Raw genomic sequence first — 23,798 nt, forward strand, 5'->3', positions numbered from 1 at the left:
GTCTATTAATACACAATATCTGTTACACTATACAGGAATAAATCCACTAACGGGTAACTATACATTTGAAGATTATAACCATGACGGTGCGATCAGTATAGATAATACCGGGCCAACCGGTACTGGTAGAGATGACCGGTATGTTGCCATTGATCTCAGCCCGAAGTTCTCTGGTGGCTTTGGTACTTCTTTTACGTATAAGGGCTTTAACGTCAGCTGTTTTTTTGATTTTACAAAAAGAATGGGCCTTAATCCATACTATAATAGTCAATTTCTGTTAGGAAATTATGGAAATCAACCAGTTGAGGTATTTGGGAATTATTGGAAAGCTCCTGGTGATCATGCTTTATATCCAAAACCGACAACGATTCCAGGAAGTGAAAGTGCCGGCAATTTTGCTCTTTCAGATGGCAGATACAGAGATGCTTCCTTTCTTCGGATGAACAATTTGTCTTTTAATTATCGGCTGAATGAAAAATTGGTCAAAAGGATAGGGGCAAAGTCAATGAGCGTATATGCGCAGGCACAAAATATTTTTGTGTTGAGCAAAGCGAATGGTATGGATCCTAATATAGATAATTTTAGTGCACTTCCTCCGGCAAAGACGTTTTTGTGTGGTCTCTCCTTAAATTTTTAACTCATAACGATATGATAATGAAAGCTGCATAAGCGTACTGCTTACAAAATACAATGAATAAGCTTTGCAAGCTTCATTACCGATAAAAACAAATTATACTCCAATGAAAACAAATCTAAAATTATACAGTCTTACCCTGGTCGCTATTGCTGTTGCATTTTCTTCTTGTAAAAAGCTGGTCAGTATTCCAGAGCCAACGGATACCATCACTACGGTCAAGGTATTTTCGAATGATAACGAAGCCAATTCAGCCATGGCCGGAGTATATACACTGATGATTAATAATGATTCTAATGGAGCAACAGGATTGCTTGGTTTTGCCACGGGCATGTCTACTCTTTATGGTGCGATGTCTGCAAACGAATTAATTGCCAGTACGACCAACGGCCAGGATTATTTATTCAATCAAAATAGGCTAACAGCTGATATCGGATCAACAGCTATTATCTGGAAAACAGCCTATACTGCAATTTATGGTTCTAATGCAGTTATTGAAGGAGTTGAAGCCTCTGTTTCTCCTAAGTTACATGATGAAGTAAGGAAAAAGCTGACCGGAGAAGCAAAATTTGTGCGGGCATTTACCTATTTCTATCTGGTGAATTTTTTCGGTGATGTACCTATGGTGCTTACGGTAGACTTTAATAAAACGGCCACCATGAAAAAGACACCTAAAAATGAAGTGTATGCACAGATGATCAAAGACCTTCTGGATGCGAAATCCCTTTTGTCTGCCGATTTTTCGGGAGGGGGCGGCGAAAGAATTCTTCCAACTAAATGGGCTGCAACAGCACTGCTGGCTAGGGTTTACTTGTACACCGGTGATTATGCCAATGCCTCGGCACAAGCCAGCGAAGTGATTGGTCAAGCCGCTCTTTTTAACCTCCCGGCAGATTTAAATACGGTCTTTTTATCTACGAGCCAGGAGGCAATCTGGCAATTAAAGCAAAGTACGTTGCCTGCCAATAAAAATGCGACTCCAGAAGGCACCACACTATTTTCGAAACCGGCTTACTATTATGTATCAAAAGAGTTGGAAAATGATTTCGAAATGGAGGATCAGAGAAAAGAAGCATGGTTTCACCGAGACAGTTTACAGGGAAAGCCGGTCTATCAGGCGTATAAATATAAAACCGGACAGGCGAATTCTTCGATAACAGGAACCGTTACGGAGTATTCTGTAGTTCTAAGGCTTGCGGAACAATATCTGATCCGTGCCGAAGCTCAGACCCTTGGAGGTCTGTCCCTAAGCCAGGCTATTGCCGATCTGAATGTGATCCGAAAACGGGCAGGTTTGAATAACTTGCCAATCACGCTCTCTAAAAATGAAGTAACCAAGGCTATTGAACATGAAAGGGAGATAGAGCTTTTTGCAGAGTGGGGGCACCGGTGGTTCGATTTAAAAAGAACAGGAAGAGCGCACGATGTACTCTCTGCTGTACAAATCAAACAGCCATGGACGGGCGATTATCAGTTGCTCTATCCAATTCCAAGATCAGAAATTATAACGAATCAGAATCTGATTCAAAATCCTGGTTATTAAATTCTTAATTAACAAAGAGATGAAAAATTATAAAATGAGTTTCATTGGAGCGGTATGCCTGTTTTCCATAGCCCTTATTTCCTGCAAAAAAACGGAACAGCAAATCACCACTTCTTCCCTAACTGTGGTCAATGGTATTATGGATGTTAACCGAATGGTGCCGAACTTTAGTGGTACTACGCCGATAAAATATTACAGTGGGTCAATCCCGTTGATGTATGGTGCTTTTGCCGACAACTGCAAATTTTCTATAGAAAAGACGGAGCAGCCATTGGGAATTTTCAAATACCCCGATACGTTGCCCAGCAGCAAACCGTTGTTTAACCTGATGCTTCATTTAAAACCGGGAAGTATCAATAGTTTATTCCTTGTAGGAACCGCAGCCAAGCCAGATACGATGATGGTAACTACGATCCCTCCTTATCACAATGACCGGGACAGCACATTTGGCGTTCGTTTTGCAAACCTTTCTTACCTAAGCAAACCTGTAAGCATTTATCTATTATCAGAAAGCAGCCGTAAAGAAATAGATGGTCTGCCGTATAAAGGAATTTCTGGCTATAAAAACTACTATGCCGGGCTGGAAACAGGAAACTATACGTTTGAATTCCGGGATAAAGAAACTCAGGCCCTTCTGGCTACTGCCGTGATCGATGGAGTTGGAGAGGGGACTGGCAATTTACGCCGTTACCGCAATTTCACAATTGCATTAAAAGGGCTACCTGGTGTAACCAGCGGAGATCAAAAACAAGATGCTTTCCTGATCAACGATTATTGATAACATTAAAAGTCTTTTAGACTTTCTTCCCGAATCACATTTTAATCCAATTTAAACTATGGAACCAATCGTTCGTATTAGCGGCTTGTCGCACCGTTATAGTACCAGCTGGGCTATACGTGACATCAATATAGAGATCCCCAGAAGTGGGATTGTAGGTTTGCTGGGCTCTAATGGAGCTGGCAAATCTACCACAATGAATATTCTTTGCGGTGTGCTTACACCTACCGCAGGTTCGGTCACCATCAATGGCATTGACCTGAGTAAAGAGCCGGAGCTCGCCAAACAGGAAATCGGTTTTCTACCGCAGACACCGCCTTTGTATATGGACCTGACGGTGGATGAATACCTGAAACACACCGCTATTTTGCGCTCAATAGAAAAAGCACAATTGAAATCAGCGATGGAGGAGGTAAAAGAGCGCTGTGGCCTTACGCAGATTAGCAAAAGACTCATCAAGAATTTATCCGGAGGGTACAAACAAAGGGTAGGTATTGCCCAGGCGATTATCCACAAACCAAAGCTGGTGGTGTTTGATGAGCCGACCAACGGGCTGGATCCTAATCAGATCCTGGAAGTGCGCGGTCTGATCAAAGACATTGCTGCGGAACGTGCGGTTATTCTTTCCACCCATATTCTGACCGAGGTACAGTATCTCTGTAAAGATATCGTAATGATAGAAAGCGGCAGGATCGTTTTTGCAGATACCATGGAAGCTTTTGACAATTACATCGCCCCGCACAGTATGTTGGTCATCATGGAGAATGCCCCTCCGGCAGAAGCACTGATGGCCATAGAAGGTGTGATCCGGATTGAAACCCTTACTGAAAAGCAATTGCGGATTTATTTTAATGGTGACCGCAGTATTTCCGAAACGGTAGTATTAGAAAGTGCAAAGCATGGATGGCGCTTGCGTGAGCTCAATATGGAGAAAAATTCTTTAGATGAAACTTTTGCCCAGCTATCCAAAATCTCGAATTAAATAGAATTATGAAACCATCATGAGTTTACACTCACAAAACACAATGAATAAACTCATGATAGCTTCATCTCCATTAAAAAAATATATACTGATGAAAAAAATCATTCAGATAGCAAAGCTGGAACTGAGCCTGCTGTTTTATTCCCCGATTGCCTGGCTGCTCATTCTGGTGCTTTTTATACAGATGGCACTGGCAAATTTATCGGCAATAGCAGATCTACAATATTTGCTGGGATTGAAGGTGGAGTTTACGGATCTGACAGATAAACTATTCACTACAAGTATAGCCATGGGTACGCTACCCGCGGGCATATTTTTCACTATTCTTGGAAGTTTATATCTGTATACACCGCTCATTACCATGGGTATCATTAGCCGGGAACTGGATAGCGGAACGATAAAACTGCTCTATTCTTCACCTGTAAAACTGAGCCAGATTATTTATGGAAAGTTTTTGGCGATGCTCACCTACAACCTGGTGGTTGTGACCTTAATGAGCCTGTTTGCCATTTTGGGAGCATTGTTTATAAACCATGTTGATTATCCTCATATACTGGTGGCCTTGCTGGCTTCTTTTTTACTCTTATGTGCCTATTCAGCGATAGGAATCTTCATGTCCAGTCTGACCACGTATCAGGTCATCGCAGCCATCGGTACTTTTGCCGTGCTGGCCTTTATGAACTATGTTGGCAACTTTGGACAGGGGCTGGATTTTGTACGTGACCTGACCTATAGTCTTTCCATGCCAAGTCGTGCTGAGCGGTTGGTTGGAGGGCTGCTCAACAGCCGTGATGTGATCTATTACCTGGTGATCACCGGAATTTTTCTTGGTTTTACCATCGCGAGGCTGCAATTTACAAGAGTATCGAAATCTATTGCGCAACAGGCTTTAAGGTATGTAATTATTTTAATTGTTGGCTTAACTGTAGCATACATCACCTCGCGCCAGCCCATGATTGTCTATTACGACGCAACCTATATCAAGGCGAATACCATTACTAAAAATACGCAGGATATACTTAAAGCAATGGGGGATGAACCTATTGAAATGACGGAATACATCAATCTCATGGACGACAGTTATGAGCGGGGTGCACCGGTTAACCGGATTCCATCTATGTTGAGGTGGGAGCCCTATTTGCGTTTCAAACGCAATATCAAATTAAACTGGGTATATTATAACGGCAGTTTTGATCATCAACTTTTTAAAGAAAGGGCTAAACAATTAGAGGTAGATACGGCTGATTTTTTAAGCCCGGAAGCTTTGCGCAAGCGGGTAGACCTGAGAGGTGAAGATGGTCGATTGGTCGTACAGCTTAAATATAAGGGCAAAACGACTTTTTTACGAACTTTTGGGGACAGTGATTTCTGGGCTAAGGAACCCGAAATTGCCGCTGCATTGAAGCGACTGCTGGTCACACCGCCTAAAATTGTGTTTGCAACAGATGGTTATCAGCGTAGGGTAGACAAGATTGGCGACCGGGACTATAGATTATTCTTTAATGTCAAAACCTCACGTTCAGCTTTGATCAATCAGGGCTTTGATATCGACAGTGTTTCCATAGAGAACAGTGAGATCCCTAAAGGAATTGCGACATTGGTGATCGGTGATCCTAAGGTGGCGTTTAGTAAAAATGTGCTGGCTAAACTTCAGAGATATATTGCTGAAGGAGGGAATCTGCTGATCGCAGGAGAACCTGGTAAACAAAGCGTGCTTAACCCATTACTGGATACACTCGGAGTTAAAATGCTGAACGGGACCCTTGTTCAGCGCAGCAGGGATTACTCTTATGACCTTGTTACGCCAAAACTTACTGAAGAGGCTCTGGTCATGGACCGCGGATTAACAGGACTCTATCAAAATAAAGGTGTGGTCACGATGCCTGGAGTTGCAGCTTTAAAAGAGGAAAAGAAAGGTGGTTTCGCCGTTCAGCCCTTGTTGATGACTGATGCACAGCGCAGCTGGATCAAACAAGGATCTTTTGTTTTAGATTCCGCAGATTTGGTTTTTGATGCAAAAACCGGGGACCAGCAGGGGGCATTTCCAACTGCATTAAAACTTACCCGAAAGCTGGACAAAAAAGAGCAACGAATTATCGTATCCGGGGATGCGGATTTCTTTAGCAATAAAGAAGGATGGAGAGATATGCCAAAAATAAACAGCGCATTTACACTCAGCATATTTAAATGGTTTGCCTATGGAGAATTTCCTGTGCAGATGATCAAAATTGACTCTATAGACAATACAATGAAGCTGAACGAGGCCGGAGTGGAAACCTTACAGATCTTATATTATGGGGTCATTCCGGGCGCAATATTGCTGCTTGGAATCACTTTGCTAACCCGTAGAAAACGTAAATAAAATGAGCTTTATAACCGATAAACAAACGATCGATGATCTGAATATCTTCTCTAAATCGGGAAGTGATTCTATCTACCATATTTTCAACAAGACCTTCACGCAGGGTGGTGCGGCCCTGCTGGAGGAAATGTTCCGCAGCCCGCTTTCAGATGAGAAAGCCATTAATAACCGCGTGGCGGTATTGCGGTATTTTCAGGAAAGTAAGACCGCCTTTCCGTTGCAGGGCAACCGCTTTGAAGAAGCAGAAAGATATCTGTCCAATACCGACCCCCGAAGCCGGCTGTCTAACCAGGGCTTTAGTATGGCGGATTTTAAAACCGCTACACAAAGTGTGACAGCGCTCATGGAAATCCTGCAGGGCTTAAAGATCTTTCTTTCAGGTATTGGAAAGGAAGTGGAAAGTAACCCGTACCACAAAGAAGCAGGTGCGGCTTTAGCCCTGCTAAACTCCAAAGAGCTGGAACCCATTTTTCTGGATCATGGAAAGGGTAAGATCTCCTCGGGAAAAATTGTAGAATATGATAATATTTTGCGGTTTTTACACCGGGCGCTCCTGGAAAAAATTCTCGGCCATGTGTACCAACTTGACGTATATATCTCTGTTGCTCAGGTAGCCACTGAGCGGGGATATGTTTTTCCAACGGCCTTACAGCGTGATGAGAACCGCCTTTGGGTGAAGGGTATCTATCATCCGCTGCTAAGCCGTGCCATTCCCAATACTTTAGAGATGAACCCGGATGGCAATATTGTATTCCTGACCGGGGCGAATATGGCGGGTAAATCCACCTTCATGAAGTCCCTTGGGATCTCGGTTTATCTGGCACACCTGGGTTTTCCGATTGCAGCGGCGGAGATGGAGTTTTCCGTCTGCGACGGGATGTACACCACCATCAACCTGCCAGACAACCTGACTATGGGTGCCAGTCACTTTTATGCTGAAGTGTTGCGGGTAAAAAAGGTAGCGGTAGAATTGGGTGCTGGAAAGAACCTGTTTGTGATCTTTGACGAACTCTTTAGAGGCACCAATGTAAAGGATGCTTATGAAGGCACGATCTCCATTATGGAAGCTTTTGCCAGTAAGCCGCATTCTTTATTTGTGGTCTCCACCCATATTATGGAGGCTGGAGAGGTGCTGCAAAAGAAATGCAGCAATATGAGTTTCCGTTATCTCCCGACACGCATGGAGCAAGGCAAACCGGTATATACTTATACACTCACTGAAGGCATCACAGACGACCGCCATGGTATGATCATCATCAACAATGAAGGTGTCCTGGAATTGATCAATCATAAAAAAGAGGTAAAGTCATCCTCGCAAAATCTGCTGGCCGACAAACAAACCATAGAAGATTTAAACCTGCTGGGTAAATTCAAACAGCAGTCTGTTTATGGAATGTTTAACAAACTGAACACCCGGGGAGGTGAAAAAGTATTGGAAGGAATGTTTGCCAGGCCATTAAATTCGCCTGTAGAGATTAACCACAGAAGTTTGCTTTTTGCCTTCTTTCAGCGGCAAAGAGTGATCTTTCCAGTGATCCGGTCACAGGTAGAATCCATGGAAGACTATCTTTCGGGAGGAGCGGGGGCTTCGCTGCCAATGGTCACCTGGGGAATTTTCACTAAAAAATTCAAACAGGTGCTTTTTCACAATGCCGAGCTGTTACAATTACAGGCCGGACAATCGGTCACGATTGAAGTACTGCAGGCATTCAGTGATTTTTTTAAGGAATTGGCTGGAAAAGAAGGTATCTCAGTTTATCAGAAAGACTTAGATCGGGCACAAAAAATTCTGCAGGATCCAAGGCTGCAGGGGATTTTAAATGCTTCTGAGGGACAGCCATCATTGATGCAGCTGATCCGCAACGATTATGTGATCCGCCATGCAATGATGGATCAGATGGAGATCTTATTGAAACTCATCTACGAACTGGATGTATTTGTTGGTGTTGCTGCGGTGGCTGCAGATCAGGGTTTTGTTTATGCCAAAGCCTTGCCGGCAGCAGAGATGCTGCTGGATATTGAAGGTTTCCGCCATCCAGGATTAAGGAATGGCGTAAGCAATAACTTGCATTTGACCAGGGATAGAAACGTCTTGTTTTTAACCGGTGCGAATATGGCGGGTAAATCGACTTTCATGAAGTCGATGGGTATTGCCGTTTATCTGGCGCATATGGGTTTTCCGGTTGCGGCAAAACGCATGGAGTTTTCCGTGAAAGACGGATTATTTTCTTCCATTAACGTCTCGGATAACCTGGATATGGGCTACAGTCATTTTTACGCAGAGGTACTGCGGACCAAAACGGTAGCCAAGGCGGTTAGCGAATCTCTGGACCTGTATGTCTTGTTTGATGAGCTGTTCAAAGGAACGAATGTCAAGGATGCCTATGATGCAACTCTTGCTGTGACTGAGGCTTTTGCAGCAAACCGAAATAGTTTCTTTGTGGTTTCCACCCACATTATCGAAGTCGGGGAAGCCCTGGGCAAAGCCTGTGATAACCTGCAGTTCTCCTACTTGCCAACGGTGATGAAAGATGGTGTGCCGACTTATCCATATACCCTGACCAGCGGAATTACCAGCGACAGGCAGGGTATGATCATTATTGAGAATGAAAAGATTGTAGAGATCATTAAAGAACAGCACTATGTTAATTAAATATAAATTTTTAGGGTTCCTGTTTTTGGCGGCACTATGTCTGCCATTAGCCTGTAAAACCCAACTGGATACACAACCATTAGCATTGGATCCGGCCGTGCGGACTGGCAAATTGCCTAATGGCTTTACCTATTATATCCGCAAAAATAAAACGCCGGAAAAGCGGGTAACGATGTACCTGGCTGTTAAAGCAGGATCTATACTGGAAACCGATCAGCAAAGAGGCGTGGCCCATTTTGTAGAACACATGAGCTTTAACGGGACCAAACATTTTCCAAAAAAAGAGTTAATGGACTACCTGGAGCGATCTGGGGTACGTTTCGGCGCGGATATCAACGCCAATACGACACCTGATGAAACGGTATATCAATTGCCTTTGCCGTCGGACCATCCGGAATTGCTGGCCAATGGTCTGCAAATTATGCGTGACTGGGCACAAGATGCCAATATTGAGGCGGAGGATGTAGAACACGAGCGCCATGTGATCCTGGAAGAAAAGCGGGTCCGAGAGGGACTTGCGCAACGTTTTCAGGAAAAAAGTATTCCGTTGTATACCAATGGTTCCCGCTATGGTTCCCGGTTACCGATCGGGACAGAAGAGGTGCTGCTAAAAGTCACACCTGAGGAGATCCGCAGTTTTTACAAGGATTGGTACCGACCGGACCTGCAGGCTCTGATCGTTGTCGGCGACATTGATGTAGATCAAATGGAAAAAGACATCAAAGTCAAGTTTTCAGATCTGAAAAATCCTGAAAAGGAAAAAGAACGTACAATTTATCGTGCAGAACTGACCGGTAAAAACCAATATATGCAATTTATAGATCCTGAATTTGGCGGTATCTCTGTTGAAATGAGTATGAAGCAAAAAGCAGAGACAGTGGTAACAGCAGCAGATTACCGGGCCAATCTGCTGAAAAACCTTTTTGAACAAATGTTGGCAACCAGGTTCAGGCAATTGCCTCTTGTTGGCATTGCGCCTATAACGGGTGGATTGAATGCTTTTTATGTGAATGTGACCACTAAACCAGCAGAGACTGAGCCGGCATTGAAAAGTGTATGGCTGGAACTCCGCAAAATAGAAGAACAGGGATTTACCCAGGCAGAACTGGAGAGGGCCAAAAAAAGCTATTTGCAAAAAATGTCTGAAGGCTTAAAGGAAAAAGATAAAACAGCCTCAGATATACTGATCAAATCGTATCTCCAGCACTTTTTAACAGGCACGATTGCACCTGGAATAGTTAAAGATTATGAATTGACCAATACGTTGCTGCCGGATATTGATTTGAAGGAAATGAACGCGCAGATGAAGACCTATTTGAAAAATACGGACAGGGATATCATCGTAAAATCATCAGCAGCCAATAAAACATTTTTGCCAACTGAGGCGGCAATATTGAGCTGGATTGAAGACGTCTATGCCCAAAACCTCCCGCCATTTGTAGATGACGCACTTGATCTTCCTTTACTTAAAAACGAGCCAAAACCAGGAAAAATCACTGCTGAGGAAGACATCAAAGCAGGCGGTCTGCAAAAGATTACCCTCAATAACGGGATAAAGGTAATCCTGAAGAAAACAGACTTTCAAAATAACCAGATCCTGTTTCACGGTTTTGCGGAAGGTGGAGCTTCTTTAGTCAGTGATGCGGACTACGAGAGTGCAATTTCAGCTGCAAATATTATCGCTGCTGCGGGTGCGGGTAATTACGATGCCTTACAGCTGGGTAAGTTAATGTCGGGCAAACAGGTGCAGGTCAGTCCGTTTATTGCGGACAATTACCAGGGATTTAATGGCAATACGACAAAAGAAGACCTCCCAGCTGCACTGGAATTGCTATATGCATATTTTACGGAGCCGCGTAAAAGCGAGGAGTCTTATCAAACGCTGATCGGCAGGAGCCGTGAAGCCCTGGCCAACAAAACGAATGATCCCAATCAGGTTTTTACAGATACAGTAAACTTTGTGCTGGGGAACTATCACGTACGCAGAAAACCGCAAAGCCTGGAACGCATCTCTTCGATTAACCTGGATAAAGCTTTTAGAATTTATCAGGATCGGTTTGCTGACGCGTCCGGTTTCACATTTTTCTTTGTAGGGAATCTGGATCTGAAGGCTATTAAGCCTTTGCTGGAGAAGTATCTAGGTGCTCTACCTGCTAAAGGGTTAAATGAAAAGGCCCGGGACCTGGGGATGAATATTCCTGCAGGTAGGATTACGAAGACAGTTTATAGCGGCTTTACTCAAAAAGCAAGTGTCATGCTGGTGTATTCAGGTGATTTCGATTATAATTTTGAAAATACGATTCAGATGAATGCCATTGCCGAGGCATTAAAAATTAGCCTGAACCAACGTCTGCGGGAAAAGGAAGGTGGTACTTATACGCCGAATGTGCAACTCAAGCTTTCCAAGTATCTGAAAAAAAGGTTTAGCCTGATCATCTCTTTTGATTGTGACCCGCAGAATGTAGAGAAGCTGATTGCCTCTGCACAGGACGAGGTAAACAAGATGAGGGTCTCGGGGCCATCGGCTGACAACCTGCAGAAGTTTAAGGCAAGCCGAAAGGTTGGCCTGCAAACAGGAGCAACAAACAATGGATTTTGGCTGGATTATCTGGTTTCTCAGGAGATGAACAAAGAACCGCTAACTGAATTTTTTGATTACGATGCTGCATTGAATAAAATTACAGTGAAATCGGTTCAGGAAGCTGCAGCGACCTTTATTCAGGATAAGAATTATATCAGGCTGGTACTGATGCCAGCAAAAAAATAACGATTTAAATATGAAGAAAATCATACAAATAGCCAGGCTGGAGCTCAGCCTGCTATTTTATTCCCCCATTGCCTGGTTGCTAATGATTGTGCTCTTTGTACAAATGAGTGTAGGCTTTACAGGTGTTATGCCCGGATTAGAAAGTGCAAAAAACATTCCTTTTTTAACCAGTTTTCTGTTTACCGATCCGCAGAAGATGGGGCTTCTTGTGCATATTTTGAACAGCTTGTACCTGTATATTCCATTGATCACCATGGGGATCATCAGCAGGGAAACGAGTAGTGGGAGTATCAAATTATTGTATTCTTCCCCAGTAAAACTGAGCCAGGTCGTGTATGGAAAATTTGCTGCAATGCTGGCCTATAATCTGGTAATTATAGGGGTTCTAAGTCTTTTCGTACTGGCGGCGGCCTTTTTTATTCCAAATTTTGATTATCTACATATTCTGGTGGCCTTGTTCGCTGCTTTTTTATTGTTAAATGCCTATTCAGCGATCGGAATTTTTGTATCGAGTTTAACGACTTACCAGGCTGTAGCGGCTATTGGTACTTTTGTGGTGCTGGCCTTTATGAATTATATAGGAACAGTTGGACAGGGAATCGACGTGGTACGCGACTTAACCTATAGTCTTTCCATGCCCAGCCGGGCAGCAAGTATGCTCGCCGGGTTGCTGAATACCCGTGATGTGTTGTATTATCTGGCCATTATTGGTATGTTTCTGGCTTTTACCATTACGAAGCTGGAATTGGAAAGAGTATCCAGGTCGGTCTTTCAGCAGGTATTCAGATATGTGCTTATTGTGTTGATTGGTTTAAGTGTGACCTATGTCAGCTCCCGTCAGCCATTGATTGCATATTATGATGCCACAGCGACTAAAACAAATACCATCACCAAAACCAGTCAGGAGATTCTTCAGAAAATGGGGAATGAACCGCTTGAGGTGACAGAGTACATCAATGGGATGGAAGGCTCTTACTGGGAATCAACGCCAAGTCAACGTATTGCAGACATTGCCCGCTGGGAACCTTATTTGCGTTTTAAACCCAATATCAAATTAAAATGGGTCTATTACAACGATACCATTCCTGGTATGGCAGCCGTACTGGCCGAGAGCAAAAAGACTTTTGAGGAGCTGGTTATTCATATGGCTAAATTGCAGAAGTTAAATCTCCGGAAATTTTTGAAGCCGGAAGACATCCGGAAACAGATCGACCTGAGCGGTGAAAATGGGAGGTTAGTGATGCAGCTAAAGTATAAGGGCAAGGCGACTTTCTTACGGACATTCCCGCCGCCTGATGCGGGTTTTTGGCCGCAGGAAGAGGTAAAAGCAGCGGCATTAAAAAGACTGATGCAGACCGCACCTAAAGTTGTGTTTGCTACAGATGGTTATCAGCGGAGTATCGGCAAATTGGGGGAAAGAAACTATAGGACTTTGGCCAATGAAAAGCTATCCAGCACTTCAATGATCAACCATGGTTTTGACATAGACAGTGTATCCCTGGAGCATGGCGAGATCCCAGCAGATATTGCTGCACTGGTGATCGGAGATCCTAAAGTGGCTTTTAGTGCGGAAACTAAAGCAAAACTGGAGAAGTATATTGCCGAAGGGGGAAACCTGATCATCGCTGCCGAGCCTGGTAAACAAAGTATTGTTAACCCCTTATTGGAACCGCTTGGTGTTAAAATGCTAAACGGAACAGTGGTTCAGCGGAGTAAAGAATATGCTTTCGACTTGGTTGCACCGGAACTAGCGGCCGGATCTGTGGCCATGGCTCCGGCTCTGCAGTTCTTGTTTCAGCAGAAAGCAGTAGTGTCTATGCCAGGTGCCGGGGCTTTAAGTTACGTCAATTCCGGAGGTTTTGCTATCCATCCGCTTTTGATGACAGATGAGCAGAACAGCTGGATTAAAACGGGAAAGTTTGCAGTAGATTCGGCAGCTTTAAATTTCGATGCCAAATCAGGAGACCAGCAAGGGAGTTTTCCAACCGCGTTGATGCTGACCCGTCAAGTCAAAAACAAGGAACAGCGGATCGTGGTAGCGAGTGATGCTGATTTTTTCAGCAATGGAGAGTTGGCCAGGGGTAATATGAGTACGGTTAACGGCTATTTTGCCATGAAAATCTTTAGCTGGTTCACCTATGGCGAGTTCCCGGTAGAAATGAGCCGGCCACGGCCAAAAGACAACAATACGACCTTGACCAAGGCCAGTGTAAAAATCATACAGGTCTTGTATTATGCTGTGATCCCGGGAGCAATGTTCCTGATTGGAATGGTTGTGCTGATCCGCAGAAAACGTAAATAATAGGGTATCCGGATTACCTCCTTTTTAAAGAATAGTTGTCTATAGTGGAAAACACAACATATGAACATTAAAAAAATCATTCTGTCTATTCCTGTGGGTTTATATTGCCTTACGGCCTTTGGTCAGCAGTCTTCGGCAACATTACCAAAATGTAAAAATGGATTTGTGGTTGTTGCACACCGCGGAAGCCATCTGGTTAAGCCGGAAAATACCGTTGCAGCCATTGAAGATGCCATTCGGCTTGGGGCAGATTATGTCGAGATCGACCTGAGAACCACTAAAGATGGTCATCTGATGCTGAGCCACAATGAAACAGTAGACGGCAGGACCAATGGAAAAGGCTTGGTGAGTGAGATGACCTGGGAGGAGATCTCAAAGCTCTCTGTAAACAGTACAGATGGTCAGATGTATAAGATTCCAACCTTCAAAGAAGCCCTGAAAGCTTGTAAGGGAAAGATCAACATCTACCTTGATTTTAAAGATGCGGATGCCGCACAGGCCTATCAGGAAATTGCAGAGCAGGGGATGGAAAAGAGCATCCTGGTTTATTTAAATAAAGCCGGTCAATATGAAGCCTGGAGAAAAACAGCTCCTCAGATGCCACTCATGGGGCGTTTGCCTGAAAATGTACATACCAGAGAAGAGCTGAAGGCCTTTCTGAGCACCACCTCTTTAAAAGCCGTGGATAAAGCATCAGGCGCGGTGCTTTTGGCGGCGCTGAAAACAGAAGGTGTTAGTGTTTTCCTGGACGCGCAAAGCAAAGACGAAAATCCGGTAAAATGGAAAGCGCTGATGCACGAAGATGTACAAGGGCTTCAAACAGACCATCCCGAAGCATTGATTGGTTATCTGAACCAGAACGGATGGCGCAACGGCCTTAAACCGCAAAATCCCTAAGCCTTGATTTGATGTTGCGCAGCGCCAGAACCATATGTTTTTTAACGGTTTCGAGTGCAATATCCAATTCTTTTGCAATCTGTGCCTGCTTCATTTTATCGCTGCGGCTCAGCACGTAAATTTTTTTTTGCTGCGGTGGAAGTGATTCTACCGCAGCATCTATCCAGCTATAGTAATCAAAGGTATCTTCCGGCTGTTCTGGTAAAAAAAGAACAGTGTTTTCCATCCATTGCTTTCTTCTGTTGTCCTCCCTTTTGTGCTTCTTCAGGCAATTGAAGGCATGATTTCTGGAGACAATCAGCAAATAAGATTTAAAACAGGTGATGTCTTGAAGTACCCTTCTGTTGATCCAGACGTTTAAAAAAACATCCAGTGCAATTTCCTGTGCCAGCTGCTCAGATTTGGTGAAGTATAACATCCGCCTTTCCAAAAGGCTATAAAACTGATTAAACAATAGCGTGAAAGCCCGTTCGTCGCCCTGAGCCACTTTGGTGAGAATTTCCCGGATGTTGGATGAAGCTGAAGGGTACATGTCTTTAGTGAAGAAATGCTTGAATAGACAGGCGAAATTAGGCGAATTAAACCAGTTAAGCAGCCAGGAAGGGCTTTTCAGATGTGATCATTTCGTAAACAAATTGTGTCTTTTATGTAAGGAACGCTTATCCTTCAAATCAGGTGCAAACGTTTGTGCGCTCATTCCGGATCTTTCAGTCCAATCTTAGTGGAGGCCGGCCCCGGTATCTGGTCATTCGAGGCATAAAATGAAGATCTGTGCCCGTTTGGTCAAACGTTTGCGTAGTATTCTTTCCATTGCTTTGTTTTATATTGGGGCAATTATCCCTACTTTAAAGGATTATCCGTTTTAAACCCTGAAATAGATCGGAAAAACTGAATATATTTGAATTCAAGAACCTAAACTTAAAATGATACCTAAACCAACAACCACCAAAACAGCTCCGGGCTTTACATTGAACCCAATCGTTATCATTGGCGCCTTATTCTTTATTTTCGGTTTTGTAACCTGGCTCAATTCCGTATTAATCCCTTACCTGAAACTGGCCTGCGAACTCAATAACTTTGAATCCTATTTGGTGGCCTTTGCTTTTTATATTTCTTACCTGGTGATGGCCATTCCATCTTCCTGGGTATTGAAAGCAACGGGATTTAAAAAAGGGATGGCTGTTGGATTGGTGGTGATGGCTGTGGGGGCACTTGTTTTTATTCCGGCTGCAAAAACCCGGACCTATGAATTGTTCCTGCTGGGGCTGTTTATCCAGGGTACAGGCCTTGCGATCCTTCAGACCGCATCTAACCCCTATATCACCATCCTCGGTGCGCCTGAGAGTGCGGCAAAGCGGATCAGTATCATGGGAATCTGTAATAAAGTTGCCGGTGCAATTGCGCCGATTGCACTTGGAACGGTAGCCTTGAAAGATGCAGACGGTATTAAAGCTAAAATTGCCAGTATGACGGCCCTGGATAAAGCGACTGAGCTGAACACCCTGGCCGAACGCGTGATTTTACCTTATATCATTATTGTTGTTGTGCTGATCATTCTTGCTGTGCTGGTCTATCTGTCCAGCTTGCCGGAGATTGATACCGATAAAGAAGACGAGGCTGTGGCAGCAGCAAACACCAATAAAACCAGTATTATGCAGTTCCCGCATTTGTTGCTGGGTGTATTAACAGTATTCATTTATGTTGGGGTAGAGGTGATGGCAGGAGATACCATCATCAGTTATGGCGCTTCACAAGGCATAGCCTTATCTACAGCGAAATTTTTCACAACTTGTACCTTGGTAGCCATGATTGTGGGTTACCTGATCGGTATCGTCTGTATTCCAAAATATTTATCGCAGGAAAAGGCCATGAAGGTTTTTGCTCTGATCGGTGTGGTCTTTGTTTTGTTAGCTCTGTTTACACATGGCTATGCATCTGTTTTATTTATTGCCCTTTTAGGTTTGGCCAATTCACTAATGTGGCCAGCCATCTGGCCTTTAGCCCTGGCTGGCCTGGGAAGATTTACCAAAATCGGATCTTCTTTACTGATCATGGGGATCGCCGGAGGAGCCATTATCCCTTTAATTTATGGGCGTCTGGCAGATGTTGTTAATCCTCAGCAAGCCTACTGGATCATGGTGCCTTGCTACCTGTTTATCTGGTATTATGCGGCAAGAGGCCATAAAGCCAAATAAACGGCTGCAGCGATGGCTGCTCCAATAACAGGGCCAGCGACAGGGATCCAGGCATAAGCCCAGTCGCTGCCGCCTTTGCCTTTGATGGGTAGGATGGCATGCATGATGCGCGGACCAAGATCTCTGGCCGGATTGATGGCATAGCCCGTGGTTCCACCCAGGGAAAGACCAATGACCCAAACCAGGAAAGCGACAGGAATAGCGCCAACTGAACCCAGGCCTATGGGCGTTTTCTGCGGGGTAATCTCTGCGCCCGTTATGTAGAAGACTGTAAATACCAGCACAAATGCCCCAATAATCTCACTAATGATATTGGAGGTATAATTGCGTATCGCAGGGCTGGTACAGAATACAGCGAGGATAGAGGCTGGCGGATTATCCCGGTTGAAATGATCACGGTACATGACCCATACCAGGAAAGCACCAGCTGCAGCGCCCAGGAGTTGTGCGGTTACATAGGGCAATACAAGGGCCCAGGCAAATTTGCCAGCGATGGCCAGCCCAATGCTGACGGCAGGGTTCAAATGGGCACCACTATAAGGGGCTGCAACAGTAACTCCAACAAAAACAGCGAGACCCCAAGCCGTGGTAATGACCATCCAGCCGCTGTTATTGCCTTTGGTATCTTTTAAAACAACATTGGCGACTACGCCATCTCCAAGCAGGATCAGCAGGAAGGTGCCTATAAATTCGGCAATAAAAGGAGACATACCTATAGAATTTAATGATTATACCTAAACTATTCTGAATCCGGAAGTTCGTCTGTCCAGGATTGTGCGGTGTGGATTGCCCTTTCCCATCCTTTTATCCCTTTTTTGATTTGCTCAGGATCTCCTGCTGGCAGGAATTCTTTTTCCGTGGCCCAAAGCTGCTGGATCTCTTCAACGCTGTTCCAGTAACCCACGGCCAGACCTGCCAGATAAGCAGCGCCTAGCGCTGTAGTTTCTACTACGGTGGGCCGGATCACTTTACAGCCCAGAAGATCGGCCTGGAACTGCATCAGCAGATCATTGGCTGTAGCGCCACCGTCTACCCTCAGCTCTTTAATTTCCATCTCCGAATCTGCTTCCATTGCCTTAAGTACATCTCTGGTCTGGTAAGCAATAGCCTCAATAGCCGCACGGGCAATATGGCCCGCTGTGGTACCCCGGCTCAAACCAACTATGGTTCCCCGAACGTCCGGCTTCCAGTATGGAGCGCCCAGTCCGGCAAAAGCAGGCACAAAATAAACCCCTTGTGTATCGCCAACCCCTAAAGCCAGCCGTTCTACATCTGCGGCGGTCTTAATAATGCCCAGGCCATCGCGAAGCCACTGAACTGCGGCTCCGGCAATGAAAATACTGCCTTCAAAAGCATACTGGATCTGGCCGTTGATCTTCCAGGCAACTGTAGTGAGCAGGTTGTTCTTTGAGGCTATAAATTCTTTTCCAATGTTCATCAGCATAAAACACCCGGTACCATAGGTATTCTTCACCATGGCTTTTTCAATGCACATCTGGCCAAAAAGGGCAGCATGCTGATCCCCGGCTATGCCTGCAATTGGAATCTTTGAAGCAAATATAGTGGTGGCCGTCTGACCATAAATCTCGCTGGACTGTTTCACTTCCGGGAGCATGTTTTTTGGTATATCCAATAAAGCGAGCAATTCATCATCCCATTGCTGGGTCCGGATGTTAAACAACATGGTCCGGCTCGCGTTGGTCACGTCCGTAACATGAGTTCGGCCCCGGGTAAACTTCCAGACCAGCCAACTGTCTACCGTTCCAAAAGCCAGTTCACCAGCATTGGCCTTATCCCGCGCACCTTCCACGTTGTCCAGAATCCATTTGATTTTGGAACCGGAGAAATAAGCGTCGATGACCAGTCCGGTTTTAGAACGGATCAACTCTGTTTTGCCCGCCTCTTTTAATTCATCACAAAAAGCAGCAGTGCGGCGGTCCTGCCATACGATGGCATTATAAATCGGCTCTCCCGTAGCTCTGTCCCAGACAATCGTCGTTTCGCGCTGATTGGTGATGCCTATGGCTTTGATATTGGTTCCGTTGATGCCCAGTTTTACGGTCGCCTCAGCGGCTACTCCAGCCTGCGTAGACCAGATTTCATTAGGGTCATGTTCCACCCAGCCCGATTGGGGGAAAATTTGTCTGAACTCTTTCTGAGCCACAGATTTGATCTGTCCATTGTGGTCAAAAACAATGGCGCGGGAACTGGTTGTGCCCTGGTCCAGGGCCAGAATATAGGATTCCATGATATCAGGTTTATACAGGTTAAATGATTTGTTTATGGGGTATAAGGTTCCAGTAAGTAAGACTGGGCCAGCTTTCTGAAGGCGGTGATCTGGCTTTGTTTCCACTGTTCATCCCGCTTCAGTTCCGTAGCCATCAGTTCCGCTACAAGCGGCGCTGCATCTATAGCTGCTCTTGCATCCAGGAAAAGTGCCCTCACCCTTCGGGCCAGAATATCTTCGATGGTCCGGGCCATTTCATGTCTTACGCCCCAGATCACTTCTGCCTGGAGAAAGGGCAGGCGGGGATGCAGTTTTTCCTTCCAGGATGGATGTTCGTTTCCCAGTTCCAATAATGCTTCCTGATCACTTCCGTAAATGTAGAGGTGGTTTCTTCTGTCTACATTTTCCATACTGCCATGAATAGACAGTTGTTTTGTCTTGGTTTCTGCAGGGTTTAGTTTTCCAACTTCTATGGCTTTATTAATGGTATCTTCCCCCATTCTCCGGTAGGTGGTCCATTTGCCGCCGGTAATGGTGATCAGGCCAGACTCCGTTACGATTAATTTATGGCTGCGGGAGATCTCTTTGGTTTTTGAAGAATCGTTTTCTGGTGCGGCCAATGGCCGCAGACCTGCAAATACACTGAGCACATCTTTCCGGGTTGGCGCTTTGCTGAGGTACCTTGCCGCTGTGCGCATAATGAAATTGATCTCTTCTTCCAGTGCTACAGGTTCCAGGCTATGTTCATTGAGTGGAGTATCTGTCGTGCCTACCACTAGTTTGTCATGCCATGGGACCACAAAAAGAACCCTTCCATCATCCGTTTTAGGGATCATAATGGCATCTTCACCCGGTAAAAAAGATCTGTCGAGTACCAAATGTACACCCTGACTTGACCGGACCAGAGGTTTCTTTCCCGGTTTGTCCATCTGTAAAAGATCATCTACAAAGACTCCGGTGGCATTAATAACCGTTTTGCCTTTAATATGGTAAGTAATCCCTGATTCTATATCTGTTGCGGTAACACCTGCAGTCTTCTGCTGGGCATTTTTGATCAGGTTAACTACTTTAAAATAGTTGAGTATCGTTGCACCCTGTTCCAGACTGGTCTGCATCAGGTTTACCGCCAGGCGGGAATCGTCAAACTGTCCGTCGTGATAAACCACACCGCCATAGAGTTTCTTTTGCTGAATGGTTGGAAGTCTTCTGACCACCTCTTCTTTAGAAATATGCTTTGCACGGCCAAAACCGAGTTTGCCAGCCAAAAGGTCATATAAAGTGAGCCCAATGGTATAAAAAGCACCACCCCACCATTCATAATTAGGAATAATGAAAGATTCGTTTTTAACCAGATGGGCAGCATTTTTTAACAATAAGCCCCTTTCGTAAAGGGCTTCCCGAACCAGACCAATATCACCTTGTGCAAGATAACGTACGCCACCGTGCACCAGCTTGGTGCTGCGGCTGGAAGTGCCTTTTGCAAAGTCGGCCTGTTCCAGTAACAGTGTTTGGTAACCTCTGCTTGCTGCGTCCAGTGCCGCACCCAGACCAGTGGCGCCGCCGCCAACAACTATAACATCCCAGAGTTGCTCTGGATCATTGAGGTTTCTGATCAATTCCTGCCTGTCCGTAGTCATAATTTTTGCTTCTTAGGTTGATGAAGAAACGAGTTTCGTTTCCTTATGTCAAATCTATAAAATAAAACAATTCAAAACAAATAAAAAATAATCATAACCGTATTTTACATTTCGCTTCCTGTTTTATGTAAATTATTCAGTAAAATTGTTTCGTTTTGTGTTATTCGAAACAAAACGAAAGTTTTGTGTCTTGGATCAGCAAGGAAGCGATTTAAATACAAAGAAGCTAAGAGATTTGTTTATTTTTGAAACAGAGATTTTGTGTCGGGGGTGAACCATCGTGAGTTCTCCGCAGGCAGCCCATAAAATGATCCGTAATAAAATGAAGAGTATTACCCAAAGACATCAGTTGATTTTAAAAAAGCTGGAACAGACCGGTCATGTAAATGTTCAGGAGCTTAGCACCCAAATGAAGGTTTCTGATGTAACGATCCGAAAGGATCTCAAACTTTTGGAAGATAAGAAATTGCTTTTCCGTACGCATGGGGGAGGTTCAAAAGTGAACCCGTATGCCAATGACCGTCCTGTAGCCGAAAAAGAGCAATTGCATGCGGAAGAAAAAAGACTGATTGCTCAGGCTGCTGCAGATATGATTGGACACAATGATTCTATTATTATCGCCTCAGGAACAACTATGCTGGCACTGGCGAGGTCTATTCATGCAGAAAAACACCTTACGGTAATTACCTCTGCTTTAAACGTTGCCCTGGAATTGTCGCACCATCAGCATGTAGAAGTATTACAGTTGGGCGGGCAGCTCCGTCAAAATTCATCTTCAGTAATGGGGCCATATGCAGAACAGATCCTGGCAGACGTATCCTGCAGTATGTTGTTTATGGGCGTAGATGGTATTGATATGGAAATGGGACTCACCACCACGAGTTTGATGGAGGCCAGGTTAAACCAGCGAATGATGACCGCAGCACAGGTTACGGTTGTGATGGCCGACAGCTCAAAGTTTGGTAAAAGGGGTTTAGGTAAAATCTGTGCACTGGATCAGATCCAGCATATTATTACAGACAGTGGAATCTCACCTGCACTGGTTGAAATGCTGGAGGATAAAGGCATCAATTTAACTATTGTGCAGCAATAAAGCCTTACAAAGGAAAGGCAGTATCGTGTTTGGCTTGAGAAAGTACCAGGTAGCTGTGCACATTTCCAATATTGGGCAAGCTGGCCAGTTTTTCTCTCAGAAAGTTATTGTACGCATGCATATCCGGTAAAACAATCTTCAGCATAAAGTCTACATTTCCGGTTAAATGATAACATTCTAATACCTCCGGGAACTGTGTAACCTGGTCCTGGAACTGACGTAGAACGGCCTCTGTATGGCTGGTTAAATGGATATGCGGGAAAGCAATAAAAAGTGGATTGATCTTTTCTTGAGCCAGAAGGGCAACAAATGCTTTGATATAGCCTAGTTCCTTCAGTCGTTTCATTCTCTGAAAGATAGGTGTCTTGGACTTTTTTAATTGTTTGGCAAGCTGGTCAATCGTTAAATGAGCATCTTTCTGCAATAAATTTAAGATCCCTTTGTCTGTTTCGTCAAGCGTGGAAATATTCATAAAAACCTATGTTGGTTGATGGGTTAGTGTATATAAGCAACAGGATAAGGTTAATAATGAGTAGTCAAATATAGAGAAAACAAATGTTAAACTGCAAATTTTTTAGGGCTTTGCAAGGTGTTTTGGAAAGCCGATGTAAAATAGCATAGTGTACTTTCTGTTTCCATATGGCGGATCTGACTTCTATTCTGGTCCATTAGAATAAAATTTTGTATGTAAAAAAAGCAGGGATTTAAATGAAATTATATTCGGTAAAGTGAATCGAAACAAGTCGTTTTTTCTAAAGTTTTCCATTTGTTAGGCAATACGTTCTAAACCCTGCAGATTTGTTGCAAGATTAATTACTTGATAATCAACAGAACCATGAGAGATCTTAAAATTGAAAGGTCAATAACCAACCGCGATTCAGATTCTTTAAACCGTTATTTTACGGACATTGGTAAAATTGATCTGGTCACTGTACCGGAAGAAGTTCTGCTTGCTGCTAAAATCCAGGAAGGCGATCAGGCTGCTTTGGAAAGACTGGTCAAAGCCAATCTGAGGTTTGTGGTCTCTGTCGCTAAAAAGTACCAGAACCAAGGCCTTACGCTTGGAGATCTGGTCAATGAAGGGAACCTTGGTTTAATTAAAGCAGCACATCGTTTTGACCATACCAAAGGCTTTAAATTCATTTCATTTGCTGTGTGGTGGATCAGGCAAGCCATGATGCAGGCCATCGCAGATCAAAAAAGGATCATCCGCTTACCACTGAACCAGGTGAACGGGATTATGCAGGTCAATAAGGCGGTGGCAGAACTGGAGCAACGTTTTGAAAGGCTGCCGACTCTGGAAGAACTGGCAGATTATACTGAATTGGGTACAGATAAGGTCGTGGATTATATGGAAAATGCAGGTTTATCTCTATCCCTTGATGCTACGGTAAGTGAAGAGGTAGGTGTTTCCCTTTTAGATACCTATGTAAACAGGGACAGCCCTGCGGCCGATGCGGAAATTCAGGGTGCTTCCCTTTCACAGGAACTGGCCAGAATGCTGGGTAAACTGCAACAGCGCCAGGCTGAAATCCTCAAACTATATTACGGACTGGATGGGAGGGAAGTGACTGGAATGGATGACATCGCACAGATGATGAAAATTTCCAGAGAGCGCGTACGTCAGATTAAGGATACTTCTATCCGCAGTTTAAGGGAAATGCTGAACAAGAAACTCATGATGGAATACAGATAATGATAAAAAAGGGCGTTATACACGCCCTTTTT

At 44.3% G+C, this 23,798-nt stretch carries 16 protein-coding genes and 1 pseudogene; 12 read left to right on the top strand and 5 right to left on the bottom strand.

Translation table 11 applies throughout. The features are described from left to right. The 9 genes and pseudogenes from DBR11_RS29680 to DBR11_RS19305 form a co-directional block, all read left to right on the top strand. Positions 1–637 (top strand): annotated as a pseudogene (locus DBR11_RS29680) (hypothetical protein); the annotation flags it as partial. 103 nt (positions 638–740) lie between these two features. Beyond that, positions 741–2,177, top strand: a complete 1,437-nt coding sequence (locus DBR11_RS19270) for a RagB/SusD family nutrient uptake outer membrane protein (RefSeq protein ID WP_108554259.1) — start codon at positions 741–743, stop codon at positions 2,175–2,177. 19 nt (positions 2,178–2,196) lie between these two features. Then, positions 2,197–2,955, top strand: a complete 759-nt coding sequence (locus tag DBR11_RS19275; RefSeq protein WP_108554260.1) for a DUF4397 domain-containing protein — start codon at positions 2,197–2,199, stop codon at positions 2,953–2,955. 58 nt (positions 2,956–3,013) lie between these two features. Further along, positions 3,014–3,937, top strand: coding sequence for an ABC transporter ATP-binding protein (locus DBR11_RS19280; RefSeq protein WP_108554261.1), 924 nt, complete (start codon positions 3,014–3,016; stop codon positions 3,935–3,937). A gap of 91 nt (positions 3,938–4,028) precedes the next feature. Continuing rightward, entirely contained in the window at positions 4,029–6,299 is a 2,271-nt protein-coding gene (locus tag DBR11_RS19285) for a Gldg family protein (RefSeq protein ID WP_108554278.1), read from the top strand. A 1-nt stretch (position 6,300) separates the two neighbouring features. Further along, a complete protein-coding gene (locus DBR11_RS30250; RefSeq protein WP_233260830.1) occupies positions 6,301–8,952 on the top strand; it encodes a hypothetical protein in 2,652 nt (883 codons plus the stop codon). Beyond that, positions 8,942–11,719: a pitrilysin family protein gene (locus tag DBR11_RS19295; protein ID WP_108554262.1), complete on the top strand. Its 2,778-nt coding sequence runs from the start codon at positions 8,942–8,944 to the stop codon at positions 11,717–11,719. The genes DBR11_RS30250 and DBR11_RS19295 overlap by 11 nt, the downstream gene beginning before the upstream one ends. 10 nt (positions 11,720–11,729) lie before the next feature. Beyond that, positions 11,730–14,021 (top strand): Gldg family protein, encoded by a 2,292-nt coding sequence (locus tag DBR11_RS19300; RefSeq protein ID WP_108554263.1) that lies wholly within the window; start codon positions 11,730–11,732, stop codon positions 14,019–14,021. A 60-nt stretch (positions 14,022–14,081) separates the two neighbouring features. Continuing rightward, the gene (locus DBR11_RS19305; protein WP_108554264.1) at positions 14,082–14,918 is read left to right on the top strand and encodes a glycerophosphodiester phosphodiesterase family protein; all 837 of its coding nucleotides are present in this window, start codon (positions 14,082–14,084) and stop codon (positions 14,916–14,918) included. On the opposite strand, the gene DBR11_RS19310 is transcribed toward DBR11_RS19305, so the two are convergent. Beyond that, the gene (locus DBR11_RS19310; protein ID WP_108554265.1) at positions 14,899–15,450 is read right to left on the bottom strand and encodes an RNA polymerase sigma factor; all 552 of its coding nucleotides are present in this window, start codon (positions 15,448–15,450) and stop codon (positions 14,899–14,901) included. The genes DBR11_RS19305 and DBR11_RS19310 overlap by 20 nt on opposite strands. A 391-nt stretch (positions 15,451–15,841) precedes the next feature. Between DBR11_RS19310 and DBR11_RS19315 the strand changes: the two genes are divergently transcribed. Continuing rightward, complete coding sequence (locus DBR11_RS19315; RefSeq protein WP_108554266.1) at positions 15,842–17,113, top strand: sugar MFS transporter; 1,272 nt, start codon at positions 15,842–15,844, stop codon at positions 17,111–17,113. Here the strand turns inward: DBR11_RS19315 and DBR11_RS19320 are convergent. From DBR11_RS19320 to DBR11_RS19330, 3 genes are read right to left on the bottom strand one after another with little or no spacing between them, the layout of a single operon-like run. Beyond that, positions 17,083–17,823: an MIP/aquaporin family protein gene (locus tag DBR11_RS19320; protein ID WP_108554267.1), complete on the bottom strand. Its 741-nt coding sequence runs from the start codon at positions 17,821–17,823 to the stop codon at positions 17,083–17,085. The two genes, DBR11_RS19315 and DBR11_RS19320, sit on opposite strands and share 31 nt — an antisense overlap. A gap of 29 nt (positions 17,824–17,852) precedes the next feature. Continuing rightward, positions 17,853–19,361, bottom strand: coding sequence for a glycerol kinase GlpK (gene glpK / locus DBR11_RS19325; protein WP_108554268.1), 1,509 nt, complete (start codon positions 19,359–19,361; stop codon positions 17,853–17,855). 32 nt (positions 19,362–19,393) lie between these two features. Next, a complete protein-coding gene (locus DBR11_RS19330) occupies positions 19,394–20,977 on the bottom strand; it encodes a glycerol-3-phosphate dehydrogenase/oxidase (protein ID WP_108554269.1) in 1,584 nt (527 codons plus the stop codon). 322 nt (positions 20,978–21,299) lie between these two features. Here DBR11_RS19330 and DBR11_RS19335 point away from each other — a divergent pair, with 322 nt between their 5' ends. Further along, positions 21,300–22,070, top strand: coding sequence for a DeoR/GlpR family DNA-binding transcription regulator (locus DBR11_RS19335; RefSeq protein ID WP_108554280.1), 771 nt, complete (start codon positions 21,300–21,302; stop codon positions 22,068–22,070). A 4-nt stretch (positions 22,071–22,074) separates the two neighbouring features. Here the strand turns inward: DBR11_RS19335 and DBR11_RS19340 are convergent, their stop codons facing one another. Beyond that, positions 22,075–22,542, bottom strand: coding sequence for an Lrp/AsnC family transcriptional regulator (locus tag DBR11_RS19340; RefSeq protein ID WP_108554270.1), 468 nt, complete (start codon positions 22,540–22,542; stop codon positions 22,075–22,077). 363 nt (positions 22,543–22,905) lie between these two features. On the opposite strand from DBR11_RS19340, the gene DBR11_RS19345 reads away from it, so the two are divergent. Next, positions 22,906–23,766, top strand: coding sequence for an RNA polymerase sigma factor RpoD/SigA (locus DBR11_RS19345; protein WP_108554271.1), 861 nt, complete (start codon positions 22,906–22,908; stop codon positions 23,764–23,766). The last annotated feature ends 32 nt before the right edge of the window (positions 23,767–23,798 follow it).

Origin of the sequence: Pedobacter sp. HMWF019, from assembly GCF_003061025.1 — a bacterium.
GTDB lineage: Bacteria > Bacteroidota > Bacteroidia > Sphingobacteriales > Sphingobacteriaceae > Pedobacter.